Annotated in this window: 11 protein-coding genes; 4 read left to right on the top strand and 7 right to left on the bottom strand. The window is 65.0% G+C overall.

Annotated features, from left to right (window positions below; all coding sequences use genetic code 11):
- Window positions 1-26: 26 nt before the first annotated feature.
- The 4 genes from QCE49_RS03735 to QCE49_RS03720 form a co-directional block, all read right to left on the bottom strand.
- Entirely contained in the window at window positions 27-428 is a 402-nt protein-coding gene (locus QCE49_RS03735) for a type II toxin-antitoxin system HicB family antitoxin (RefSeq protein ID WP_175981817.1), read from the bottom strand.
- A gap of 11 nt (window positions 429-439) precedes the next feature.
- A complete protein-coding gene (locus QCE49_RS03730; RefSeq protein WP_074168898.1) occupies window positions 440-640 on the bottom strand; it encodes a type II toxin-antitoxin system HicA family toxin in 201 nt (66 codons plus the stop codon).
- A gap of 173 nt (window positions 641-813) precedes the next feature.
- On the bottom strand, window positions 814-2,169 hold the full coding sequence (locus QCE49_RS03725; RefSeq protein ID WP_033536675.1) for an AAA-associated domain-containing protein: 1,356 nt from the start codon (window positions 2,167-2,169) through the stop codon (window positions 814-816).
- Window positions 2,170-2,181: 12 nt separating this feature from the next.
- Window positions 2,182-3,945, bottom strand: a complete 1,764-nt coding sequence (locus QCE49_RS03720) for an ABC transporter permease subunit (RefSeq protein WP_250456520.1) — start codon at window positions 3,943-3,945, stop codon at window positions 2,182-2,184.
- A gap of 726 nt (window positions 3,946-4,671) precedes the next feature.
- Here QCE49_RS03720 and QCE49_RS03715 point away from each other — a divergent pair.
- Window positions 4,672-6,357 carry a diguanylate cyclase gene (locus QCE49_RS03715; protein WP_033536694.1) on the top strand — a complete coding sequence of 562 codons (1,686 nt, stop codon included), beginning with the start codon at window positions 4,672-4,674 and terminating at the stop codon, window positions 6,355-6,357.
- 120 nt (window positions 6,358-6,477) lie between these two features.
- Window positions 6,478-6,741 carry a hypothetical protein gene (locus QCE49_RS03710; protein ID WP_008350806.1) on the top strand — a complete coding sequence of 88 codons (264 nt, stop codon included), beginning with the start codon at window positions 6,478-6,480 and terminating at the stop codon, window positions 6,739-6,741.
- Between the two features lie 31 nt (window positions 6,742-6,772).
- Here the strand turns inward: QCE49_RS03710 and QCE49_RS03705 are convergent, their stop codons facing one another.
- Together QCE49_RS03705 and QCE49_RS03700 are read right to left on the bottom strand one after the other, a co-directional pair.
- Window positions 6,773-8,113 carry an ATP-binding protein gene (locus tag QCE49_RS03705; RefSeq protein WP_008350808.1) on the bottom strand — a complete coding sequence of 447 codons (1,341 nt, stop codon included), beginning with the start codon at window positions 8,111-8,113 and terminating at the stop codon, window positions 6,773-6,775.
- The gene (locus QCE49_RS03700) at window positions 8,097-8,819 is read right to left on the bottom strand and encodes a response regulator (RefSeq protein WP_008350810.1); all 723 of its coding nucleotides are present in this window, start codon (window positions 8,817-8,819) and stop codon (window positions 8,097-8,099) included. Before QCE49_RS03700 ends, QCE49_RS03705 begins: the two co-directional genes overlap by 17 nt.
- Window positions 8,820-9,064: 245 nt before the next feature.
- Between QCE49_RS03700 and QCE49_RS03695 the strand changes: the two genes are divergently transcribed.
- The gene (locus QCE49_RS03695) at window positions 9,065-9,661 is read left to right on the top strand and encodes a periplasmic heavy metal sensor (RefSeq protein WP_034471310.1); all 597 of its coding nucleotides are present in this window, start codon (window positions 9,065-9,067) and stop codon (window positions 9,659-9,661) included.
- Between the two features lie 69 nt (window positions 9,662-9,730).
- On the opposite strand, the gene QCE49_RS03690 is transcribed toward QCE49_RS03695, so the two are convergent.
- The gene (locus QCE49_RS03690) at window positions 9,731-10,429 is read right to left on the bottom strand and encodes a pirin family protein (protein WP_250456521.1); all 699 of its coding nucleotides are present in this window, start codon (window positions 10,427-10,429) and stop codon (window positions 9,731-9,733) included.
- A gap of 355 nt (window positions 10,430-10,784) precedes the next feature.
- Here QCE49_RS03690 and QCE49_RS03685 point away from each other — a divergent pair, with 355 nt between their 5' ends.
- The gene (locus QCE49_RS03685; protein ID WP_309805718.1) at window positions 10,785-11,471 is read left to right on the top strand and encodes a histidine ABC transporter permease HisQ; all 687 of its coding nucleotides are present in this window, start codon (window positions 10,785-10,787) and stop codon (window positions 11,469-11,471) included.
- Window positions 11,472-11,496: the final 25 nt, after the last annotated feature.

Below are 11,496 nucleotides of genomic sequence, written 5' to 3'. Positions count from 1 at the left end.
CACGAGCGCCGCGCTTTTTTGCGGTCTCAGCCGTTCGCGATCGCTTCGAGCGCGACCCGCGCCAGAAAGCCGCTGCGGGTTTCGTGGCGCGCCTCGACGTAGCTGTCGATCTTGCGCAGCACGAATCGCGGCAGGCTGATGTTGATGCGCTCGGGACGCGAGTCGAGCTTCGAGAGATCGACTTCGACGTAGGCCCAGATTGCCGTGGCGAAGTCGGGATCGACGATCAGTTCCTCGATGCTTCGCGACGTGATTTCGACTTCCCCGCCGTCTTCGATAATCGACTCGATGTGGAAGAAGATGGCTTCCCGGGCGTTATGAATCGCTTCGTCGATCGTATCGCCGGCCGAAAAAACGCCGGGCACATTGGGCACGGTCACGCCGTAGCAGCTATCAGGATCCTTGTGAATGGCGAGGGCAAACTCCATGTCCAACTCCGTTACGACGAATACAGACGGTTGAGCAATCCGGCGGCTTTGAGTACCGATCTGACGGTCCCGATCGCCACGTCTTTCTTTGGATGAACCACAGTCACACAACCGGTCTTGGTCCTGTGTCTGAACTGGTGATGACTGCCGCGCGAGCGAACGCGCTCCCACCCGTCATCCAGCAGCATTCGTATCAAGCGCGATGAATCCATCTCGTCTCCGAACGCTGCGTGTGTAGCTTTACACACGCAGCAACACTGTTCAAGACGAAAACGGTACGATTCAACGCACCGCGCGAACATTCAGCCAAACGGCCAACGCGCAAAGAAAAAGCGCGGCGCCGTCGCCGGCAACCGCGCTTCGCGTGCTTGCATCCACAGGAAATTCAAGCCTCCACGTCCTCCAGGCTCAGCATCTCGGTCTGATCGTTGTACGAGAAAATTTCCCCGTAGCGGCCCCAGTCGATAACCGCATCGAGCGTTTCCTGCGCGGCCTTGTCGGAGAGAAAGTCCTCCAGTTCCTGCTCGAAGCGCAAGCGCGGCGCGCGATGCCCAGGCCGCTCGTTCAGCACCTTCTTGATCCGCGCCGCCAGCGGCACGTGCCGCAGCAGATGCTCCGCGAACATCATCTTGCGCTCCTGCGTGCCGAACTCCGCGAACACACGCGCCTGCGGCGTCAGGTAGATGTCGCCCTCACGCACGTCCGCGAAACCGAGATGTTGCAGCACTTCCGCGATCGGAAAGAGATCGTCCACTTCGAGATGCAGCGACCGCGCGATTTCCGGCATATCCGCGCGGCCATGGTACGGCTCGGCCGCGAGCGTTTCGATGAGACCCGCCATCAGGTTCGTCGACACTTCGGGCAGCCAGCTTCCCAATTCCAGCCCCTTCTTCTTCGCTTCGCCCATCTGCCGCGCGGTCATCTTCGCGTAGATATCGTCGACGAGACGCCGGAACGCCGGATCCAGGCGATTGCGCGGATGCTTGAACGGCACCTTGATCTCGGCCATCACGCGGCCCGGATTCGACGACAGCACGAGAATGCGGTCGCACATGAACACCGCTTCCTCGATGTTGTGCGTGACGATCAGCACCGACTTGATCGGCATGCGCCCTTGCGTCCACAAATCGAGCAGGTCGGTGCGCAGGTTTTCGGCGGTGAGCACGTCGAGCGCGGAGAACGGCTCGTCCATCAACAGCAAGGTCGGATCGACGACCAGCGCCCGCGCGAAACCCACGCGCTGACGCATCCCGCCCGACAATTCACGCGGATACGCGTTCTCGAAGCCGTCGAGACCGATCAGGTCGATCGCGGCCAGCGCGCGCTCGCGCCGCTCGCGCGCGGCCACGCCTTGCGCTTCCAGACCCGCTTCCACGTTCTGCAGCACGGTCAGCCACGGAAACAGCGCGAAGGTCTGAAACACCATCGCGACGCCCTTCGCGGGACCGCGCAACGGCTCGTTCAGATAAGTGACTTCGCCGCCCGTCGGCTCGATCAGCCCGGCGATGATGCGCAGAAGTGTCGACTTGCCCGAGCCCGAACGTCCGAGCAATCCGACGATCTCGCCTTCGCGCAGCGAGAGATTCGCATCGTCGAGCACGAGCAGTTCGCCCTGCGTCTTGTTGAAGCCGCGGCTCACGTTCGCGACGCGCAGGATTTCCGCGCCGAGACGCGGCGGCGTGCCCTGGGGTCGCCGCGAGTCTTGCGCAGCGGACGTCTGCGTAGTTTTCAGGTTCTGCATCGGAACTCGTCCTCAATCCAGCCGGAGTCTTGCTTCGGCGTAGGCGTATAGCGGGCGCCACAACAGTCGGTTGAACAGCGTGACGAACAGCGACATCACGGCGATGCCAAGAATGATTTTCGGATAGTCGCCCGCGGCGGTCGTCTGGGCGATATATGCGCCGAGACCATGCGCGACAACCTCCGTCTTGCCCCACGACACCGCTTCCGCGACGATGCTCGCGTTCCACGCGCCGCCCGAAGCGGTGATCGCGCCGGTGATGTAGTAAGGGAAGATGCCGGGGAGCATGCACTTCTTCCACCACTGCCAGCCGCGAATCTGGAAGTTGGTCGCGGCCTCGCGATAATCGTTCGGGTAGGAAGACGCGCCCGCCACCACGTTGAAAAGGATATACCACTGCGTGCCGAGCACGATCAGCGGCGAGAGCCAGATATCCGGGTTCAGATGCCAGCGCACGATCACGACGACGAACACCGGAAACAGCAGGTTCGCCGGGAACGCGGCTAGGAACTGCGCGAGCGGCTGGATCTTCTCGGCGAGCGCCGGGCGCAGGCCGATCAGCACGCCGAGCGGCACCCAGATCACCGAAGCGATCGCGATCAGCACGACCACGCGCAAGAGCGTGATGAAGCCGAGCACGAACACGTGGCCGACTTCGCTCCACGTGACGCCCGTCGCGACGAACGACGCGACCTTCCACACGACGAACACCGTGACTAGCAGCACGGCCGTGCCCCACGCGATATCGCCCGCGCGCGTGGACGGCACCTTCGCGCGCAGCGGCAGGCCGACGTTTTCCAGCGCGCCCTGCAGCGACGGCAGCTTGATCGGCACGCGCGCCGCCTTCGCGAGAATCCAGCCGGCCGGAACCAGCAGACGGTGAATCAGGCGCGTGCGGCGGATCAGGACGAGCAGCCACGACTTCGGCTCGTCGCCGGAACTCGTGTTCTCCATGCGGAATTTGTCCGCCCACGCGACGAGCGGGCGGAACATCAATTGGTCGTAGGCCAGGATGACGACGGTCATCGCGAGAATCACCCAGCCGATCGCGGAGAGATTGCGCTCGCCGATGGCGGTCGCGAGATACGCGCCGATGCCCGGCAGTACGATCGTGCGGTTGCCGACCGTGATCGCCTCGGAGGCGACCACGAAGAACCAGCCGCCCGACATCGACATCATCATGTTCCAGATGAGGCCCGGCATCGAGAACGGCACTTCGAGCTTCCAGAAGCGCTGCCAGTTGGTGAGATGAAAACCGCGCGAGACTTCGTCCAGATCGCGCGGCACCGTGCGCAGCGACTGATAGAAGCTGAACGTCATGTTCCACGCCTGGCTCGTGAAGATCGCGAAGATCGCCGCGCATTCGGCGCCGATCACGCGCCCCGGGAACATGGCGAGGAAGAACGTCACCGTGAACGAGATGTAGCCCAGCACCGGCACCGACTGGAGAATGTCGAGAATCGGCACGAGCACGATCGACGCGCGCCGGCTCTTCGCCGCGAGCGTGCCGTAGATCAGCGTGAAAATGAGCGACGCGACCATCGCCAGCAGCATGCGCAAGGTCGTGCGCAACGCGTATTCGGGGAGATTCGCGGGGTCGAGCGAGATGGCCTGGGTCTGCAGGGTCGAGATCGGCGCCAGGGTCTCGTGGAAACCGACTGCGGCGAGCGCGATGATGCAGATGATCATCGGGAACGCGACGAAATCCCAGCGGTTGGGCAGGATCCGCCACGCCGACGCATTCGCCGTGCGATTCAGATTGAAACCAAATTCCATGCAAGGCCCTCCCCGTAAGGCTTTGTTCCGACCGCGCCGGGCGCGGGATGTTGCTTCTGACGGCAGATAACCGTCAGGCGGGCAAGAAGCCTCTGCCCGGGACGACCCCATGCTCAACGCACGGAGCCGCCGAAACGACGACACGTTCAGCTCGCAGCGCGGCGCCAGGCAGTCGCCGCGTCAGACGATCCCCGTTCTGAACCGCGCGACACTACACCAACCCGCGTGACAGGCACAACCTTCATGCGGTCCGGCACGCGAATCATGCGATGTTTCTGTTGCTCTTCGGCACGGCACGGGCAAAATGAAGGGCAGCCCGCGTCGAATGCGCCCGGCGCTCGTGCTTTCGCTTCCTTTCAGTTTGGCTGCGGCTCGCCGCTATTCGACGAAGAAGCGCCAGCGCGTGCGCCCGGCGCGCGTCCGTTGTGTTGGACAGACGTCGCACGCCGTGACATGGCGCTTGATAGGCGGCAAAAAACATCGTCCAATCTGGGCTTATCACAAACAATAATTTGAGCGCCGATGCGATGCGAGACGCCAGATCCGAGCCGAATAACCGCCTGAGCCGCGCCCGCCGCCCCGTTGCGAGCACAAGCCGGAATACGGCAGACATCACGCGCTGCAATCCACACGCCCGCGTCGACCGCCATGTGCACACCGCGCCGAATGGCCGGCATGGCGCATGCGACCTTTGTCTCGCGTGAACCTCCCATGCGCGCGCGTCCGATGAACAAACTCATCCTGCACCGTGTGATCGCGACGCTCGGCATCGCCGCGTTGGCGTGCGCGTGCTGGGTGGCCGCCGGCTTGTTGTCGGACCGAATGGTACAACAGGAGATGACGGCGACGGTGCGTACCGAGCGTCAGATGGCGGGGTCGATCGTCGACAACATGGCGCAGATCATCGCGAGCGATCTGGCGATGTCGCGCGCCATTCCCGCCACGCTCGCGCAGATGGACCTCACGCAGCGCGCGCTCGCGGAGTCGCGGAATTATGCCTCGAACCCGGCCGGGACGGAACTGGAACGCCGCAAGGACTGGACCGCGCGCCCCGCGCTCGAAAAGGTCAATCACTTCCTGCACGACGCGCAGGGCTTCTCCGGCCTCGACTCGATCTGGCTCGTCAACGAGCGCGGCTTCTGCATTGCGTCGAGCAACGCCGCCGACGACGACAGCTTCATCGGCTACGACATGAGCGCCCGGGGCTATGTCGCCCGCGCGCTGCTCGGCGGCTTCGTCGAGATGTACGGCGTCGGGCGGCTGTCCGGCGAGCCGGGCATCTTCATCGCGGCGCCCGCTTACGAAGACGGCATCCTGGTCGGCGCGGTGATCGCCAAAGTGAGCATCGACCGGCTGCGGCACTGGGTGTCGCGCGCCGGCACCTTCGTGACCGATGAAAACGGCGTCGTCGTAATGGCGCACGACGGCCGGCTCGAATACCAGGCGATGCCCAATGCGCCCATCGCGCGCATGACGGAGCGCGAACGCGTCGAGCACTATCGGCGCGAGTCGTTTCCGGAGCTGCGCATCTCGCACATCGGCGAGCAGATGCGCGCCTCGGAGCACTGGCTCGCGCCCGCGCTCGCGCAAACCTTCTACGCCGCGAACGGCAGCAACGTGCCTTCGCTCTACGACGAGCGCACGGGTCTCAATTCGGGACTGTCGGCGCATATCGTGCATCCGCTCACGAGCTGGCCGGAGATCAGCCGCAATCACAGCCGCGACCGCTTCCTCGTGTTCCTGACGATGCTCGGCGTCGTGACGCTCGCGATCGTGATCGCGACGTCGTATTCGCGTGAGCGGCGCCTGCACCGCGCGACCCGCGATCTCGCTGAACAGCTCCAGTCGGCCAATACGCTGCTTTCGGCCGAAGCGCGCCACGACGCGCTCACCGGCGCCCTCTCGCGCCGCTATTTCCTCGACACGCTGCGTCACGAAGTGGAGCTCGCGCGCTCGGTCGGCACCCCGCTGTCGGTGGCGATCGCGGATCTGGATCACTTCAAGCAGATCAACGACCGCTTCGGGCACGCGTCGGGCGATCGCGCGCTGGAGCATTTCGTCGAAGTGTGCCGTGCGCAGCTTCGTCCGAGCGATGCGATCGGGCGGCTCGGCGGCGAGGAATTCGGCATCCTGCTGCCGCAAACCCCACTCGCCGACGCGCACGCCGTGCTTGAGCGCCTGCGGAAGCGCTTCCATCACGAGCACTGCGCGCATCTGCCGGACGACGCGGCGCTGTCGGTATCCATCGGCATCACGGAGCTCGCGCCCGACGACGCGCTCGAATGGATTCTCTCGCGCGCCGACCTCGCGCTTTACGAGGCGAAATCGCGCGGGCGCGACCGCAGCGAAGTGCGCCCCGCCGATCCCGGCCCGTCCACCCGGCATCCCGAAGACACGCTGGCCGGCAAGTAGCCGGCCGAACCGGCGCGTCGAGTCACCGCACGGTCATGCGCGTGCCGCGACGCGCACGCATCGCGCAGGTATCATCGATGTTCGAAATCGAATGCCGCTGGCGTGAATCGGGAGGATTGCATGAAGGGAAATCTGGTCATCGTGTGCCGGGATCAGGACGCAGAAACGTTCGACCACCTGCTCGCCGAGTACGGCTCTTTTCAGACGCGGCTGTCGTCGACGACGTGGTTCCTGAAGATCGATCTCGCGCCCGAGGTGATTCAGGAGGAGATTCTCTCGCGCCTCGGCAAGTACACGACGCACTACATCTTCGAGGCGTCGACGGTGACGTACAACACGGTGGACAGCGAAGCGGCGTCCGCGCTCGAAACCCTGTTCGACTGACGCCGCTCCGCCTCTCTGACCGAGCGCGCCGTTACAGCGCGCGCTCTTCGTGCTGCGACCCGGCGCGGCGCTCCTGCACCGGCCGCGTGGCGCTGTCGAACGGAAAGGTCATCGTGACCTGCAATCCGCCGTCGGCACGATTGCCGATCTCGCACTCGCCGCCCGCACGTCGCGCGAGCCGCTCCACGATCGCGAGTCCGAGCCCGCTGTGGCCGCTGCCGCCGCGCGCCGGATCGAGCCGCACGAAAGGCCGGCTCGCCTTGATGAGATCGTCCGGCGCGATGCCCTTGCCGTGATCGGACACCGACAATACCCAGCCCTTGGCTTCCCGCCGCGTCTCGATGACGACCGGCGGCGCGCCGTATGCATGGGCGTTATCCAGCAGATTCGACAGCAACCGGTCCAGCGACGCCGCCGGCAGCGCGAAAGCGGGCCCCGCTTCGAGCTTCAAGCGGATCGGCTGCGCGTCCGGCGACACCGCGCGATACGCCCGCGCGATCCGCTCGCACTGCTCGTCGACGGGAACCGGCTCGCTGCCGTCCGGGCGGTCGTGCGCGAACACGAGGAACTGGTCGACGATATGCGCCATCGAATCGACATCGCGCACGACGCCATCGCGCATTTTGTCGTCGTCCATCATTTCGGCGCGCAGACGCAGGCGCGCGAGCGGCGTCTTCAGATCGTGCGCGACGCCTGCAAGCATGACGGCGCGATCGTTCTCCGTCTGCGAGACCTCGCGGACCATCTGATTGAAGCCGTGCGTGAGCTGCCGCAATTCGCGCGGACCGCGCTCCGGCACGGGCGGCGTCGGCTGGCCGCGTCCGAAGCGCCCGACCGCCTGCGCGAGCGCGCGCAGTGGCGACTGCAACTGCCACGCGCCGAAAAGCGCGGCGAGCACGGCGGTCGAAAAGATCAGCGCGAGCCAGACGAGCATGCGGTCGCGCGAGCGCGGCGGACGCAGCGGCTGCACCGGCACGACGACCCAGCCTGCGTCCTTCGCGCCGTGCACCCAGACGCTCGGCGGGCCGCCGGGCTCGTTGAGACGCACGTCGGTGCCGTCGGGCAGACGGTCTTTCAGATCCTCGACAAAGCGCTGCAGCGGCGGCGGCGTGCCCTCGTCGGGCTGCTTCGGCACGTCCGGGCTATCGAGCGCCACGAGGCGCACGCGCGGCGGCAGCGGTTGATCCGGCGTATTGGCGATGTGCTGGCGCACCGCCTCGACCAGGAACACGGCCTCCTCGACGGCGAAGCGCGTCTGCACGTTATCGCGCTCGAAGCGGATGATCGCGAACCACGCGACATGCGACAACACCAACATGCCGATGACGATGACGACCAGCCGGCCGAACAGCGTGTCAATTGCCCGGCGCATTTTGCTCGCCGTCCGGCACGAACACGTAACCGCGTCCGCGCACCGTCTGGATGAAGCGCGGCGCCGACGGATCGGTTTCCAGGATGCGGCGCAGGCGCCACACCTGCACGTCGATGCCGCGATCGGTGCCGTCGTACTCCGGACCGTGGAGCAGTTCGAGCAGGCGCTCGCGCGTGAGCGTGCGCATCGGGTTGTTCACGAAAATTTTCAGAAGCGCGAATTCGCTGCCCGACAGCGTGAGCGGCCTGTCGTCCTGTTGCAGCGTGCGCGACTGGAAGTCGAGCCTGAAGCGGCCGAACGAATACGGTTCGCGCTGCTCCGGCGCGGCGGACGGAATCGTGCGGCGGCGGCGCAGCACGGCCTGCACCCGCGCGAGCAGTTCGCGCGGATTGAACGGCTTGCCGAGGTAATCGTCCGCGCCGAGTTCGAGGCCGACGATGCGGTCAACGTCGTCCGCGCGTGCGGTCAGCATGATGACGGGGATGTCGTCGCCGGATGCGCGCAATGCTTTGAGCGCGGTCAGCCCGTCGACGCCCGGCATCATCAGGTCGAGCACGATGAGATCGGGCCGCTCGCGTTCGATTCGGCGTTCGAGACCGCCGGCGTCATGCAGCACCGATACCTCGATGCCCTGCCGGACCAGATAGTCGCGCAAAAGGTCGCGCAGTTCGGCGTCGTCGTCGACGACAAGTATTTGCGTAGTCATGGAATGGAGTTTAGCGCGTGCGTCAGACCTCGATTGATGACAGGCCTGCCATAAGGGTTACGGGGTGTTACGACGAAAGCGAGGCGTAAACCTGCGTAACAAGCCTAAACCATGCCGTAACACGCCGTGCACCGCGACCCCCTACGCTGTGTCTCACCGACAAGCGCGAGACCTCCACGCATCAACCCGTACGTCGATGCAGGTTTCGCGGCTTCGGCTTCGAAAACAATCAAGGGAGTATCAAGATGGCCAAGCAATATCGCATCCTCACCGCCGCCGCTGCCGCAATCGCGCTGACGTTCGGCACGGCCTACGCCGCGACGAACGACGCGCCGCCCCCGCCGCCTCCGGGCGGTCCGGCCATGATGGGCGGCCCCGGCGGTCACGGCGGCCACCGCATGGAAATGCGGATGCAGAAGCAGCTGGACGAACTGCACGGCCAGTTGAAGCTGAACGCGGATCAGGAAAAGCTGTGGCAGACCGCGCTCACGACGATGAAGCAGAATCGTCAGGCGATGCGCGAAAGCTTCAGGCAGATGCACGATCAGATGAAGTCGATGGAAAACCAGCCGATCCTCGACCTGAACGCGATGCACGCCGCGCATCAGAAGATCGAGCAGCAGAACGAGCAGTTGCGCGAGCAGACCGCGACCGCGTGGTTGAACTTCTATAACGCGCTGAACGACCAGCAGAAGACGACGGTCAGCACGGCGCTGAAGAAGCACTTCGCGAAGATGCGCGAGCACGAGCAGAAGATGCACGAGCGCTGGGGCAAGCACCGCGGCGGCCCGGACGGCGCACCGGGCGCGGCGGCGGGCGCATCCGCCACGGCCAAGCCGTAAGCCGTCTCGGCGCATGAAAGAAGGCCGCGGAGCATGCGCTCCGCGGCCTTCTTTACATCAGTGGAACGATCAGGCGAGGTCGAACAGCAGCACTTCCGCGTTATCGCCCTTCTCGATCGTCACCTTCGACACGTCTTCGAGCTTCACGGCGTCGCCCGCGCCGAGCGCTTCGCCGTTGACCGTCACCGCGCCGCGCGCCACATGCACATACACGCGGCGGCCCGCCGGCACGTCGAAGTCCGCGCGCTCGTCGCCGTCGAAAAGTCCCGCGAAGATGCGCGCGTTCGCGCCGATCTTCACCGAACCGTCGGTGCCTTCCGGCGATGCGATCACCCGCAGGCGGCCGCGCTTTTCATCGTCGGCGAAGCGCTTTTCCTCATACCCGGGCGCGCCGCCCGGCGCATCCGGAATGATCCAGATTTGCAGGAAGTGCGCGGCGTCCGTCGGCGAACCGTTGAATTCGCTGTGGCGCACGCCGGTGCCGGCGCTCATGCGCTGGACATCGCCGGGACGGATCGTCGAGCCGTTGCCCATGCTGTCGCGATGCGCGAGCGCGCCCTCGAGCACGTAGCTCACGATTTCCATATCGCGATGGCCATGCGCGCCGAAGCCCTGTCCGCCCGCGACGCGGTCCTCGTTGATCACGCGCAGCGCGCCGAAGTGCATGTGCTCGGGATCGTAGTAATCGGCGAAGGAGAAGCTGTGATACGAGTCGAGCCAGCCGTGGTTGGCGTGACCCCGTTCGTTGCTGCGGCGAATCTCGATCATGGTATTTGCTCCCGCCCAAGGCGTTGTTTTGCGATGGAGAGAATGTAAGGGCGACGCCCTTCCGAAACAACGCGCGCCACGGCACTACATCGTTCCGCTGATGCATGTAATCGGACACATCCTGCTTCGAACTCGCGCCCTGGCCGGCTTCGGGTAAAATACCGCGCTTTTCCGGGCGGCGACGGGTTGGGAACGCCCGCGAGACGCCGGAACGCGCCGCGATGCGCCGGAAAAACGCATCCGAAACGTTGGCAGGGTTAGCAGCAGCGGCTGCTCGCAATTTTGGCCATCTAGAATACCGACCGCCGCGCTCGTCACACTCCATGCACGTCAGGCACCTTACCAAGGAATCACCATGTTGCAAGGCTACGGTCCGCTGATCCTCGCGGGCACCTGGCAGACCGTCAAGCTGGCGGTGCTGTCGCTCGTGTTCGCCTTCGTGATCGGCCTGATCGGCGCGGCGGCGAAGCTGTCGAAGAACCGCGTCGCGGCGGGCGTCGGCACCGTCTACACGACGCTCATCCGCGGCGTGCCCGATCTCGTGCTGATGCTGCTGCTCTTCTACAGCATCCAGATCTGGCTGAATCTCTTCACCGACGCGATGGGCTGGGATCAGATCGACATCGATCCGTTCCTCGCCGGCATTCTGGTGCTCGGCTTCATCTACGGCGCGTATTTCACCGAAACCTTCCGCGGCGCGTTTCTTTCCGTGCCGCGCGGCCAGCTCGAAGCGGGCGCGGCCTACGGCATGACGCCGTGGCAGACCTTCGCGCGCATCATGTTTCCGCAGATGATGCGTTTCGCGCTGCCGGGCATCGGCAACAACTGGCAGGTGATGGTCAAGGCGACGGCGCTCGTGTCGATCATCGGTCTCGCGGACGTCGTCAAGGCCTCGCAGGACGCGGGCAAGGGCACGCTGCGTTTCTTCTTCTTCACGCTGCTCGCGGGCGCGATCTATCTCGCGATCACCACGATCTCGAATCTCGTGCTGATCTGGCTGGAGCGGCGCTATTCCATCGGCGTGCGCAAGGCCGACCTCTAATCGGTCCATAACAGGGCGGCAGGGA

It is taken from the genome of Caballeronia sp. LZ008 (assembly GCF_031451435.1).
Taxonomy (GTDB): Bacteria; Pseudomonadota; Gammaproteobacteria; order Burkholderiales; family Burkholderiaceae; genus Caballeronia; species Caballeronia zhejiangensis.
Note: the sequence above shows the minus strand (reverse complement) of the source record. Positions and strands in the feature narration are given on the sequence as shown.

Coding starts and splice junctions, on each gene's coding strand:
- QCE49_RS03720 (WP_250456520.1), bottom strand. CDS start 3,945: ATGGAATTTGGTTTCAATCTGAATCGCACGGCGAATGCGTCGGCGTGG.
- QCE49_RS03710 (WP_008350806.1), top strand. CDS start 6,478: ATGAAGGGAAATCTGGTCATCGTGTGCCGGGATCAGGACGCAGAAACG.
- QCE49_RS03695 (WP_034471310.1), top strand. CDS start 9,065: ATGGCCAAGCAATATCGCATCCTCACCGCCGCCGCTGCCGCAATCGCG.
- QCE49_RS03725 (WP_033536675.1), bottom strand. CDS start 2,169: ATGCAGAACCTGAAAACTACGCAGACGTCCGCTGCGCAAGACTCGCGG.
- QCE49_RS03685 (WP_309805718.1), top strand. CDS start 10,785: ATGTTGCAAGGCTACGGTCCGCTGATCCTCGCGGGCACCTGGCAGACC.
- QCE49_RS03705 (WP_008350808.1), bottom strand. CDS start 8,113: ATGCGCCGGGCAATTGACACGCTGTTCGGCCGGCTGGTCGTCATCGTC.
- QCE49_RS03715 (WP_033536694.1), top strand. CDS start 4,672: ATGAACAAACTCATCCTGCACCGTGTGATCGCGACGCTCGGCATCGCC.
- QCE49_RS03730 (WP_074168898.1), bottom strand. CDS start 640: ATGGATTCATCGCGCTTGATACGAATGCTGCTGGATGACGGGTGGGAG.
- QCE49_RS03700 (WP_008350810.1), bottom strand. CDS start 8,819: ATGACTACGCAAATACTTGTCGTCGACGACGACGCCGAACTGCGCGAC.
- QCE49_RS03735 (WP_175981817.1), bottom strand. CDS start 428: ATGGAGTTTGCCCTCGCCATTCACAAGGATCCTGATAGCTGCTACGGC.
- QCE49_RS03690 (WP_250456521.1), bottom strand. CDS start 10,429: ATGATCGAGATTCGCCGCAGCAACGAACGGGGTCACGCCAACCACGGC.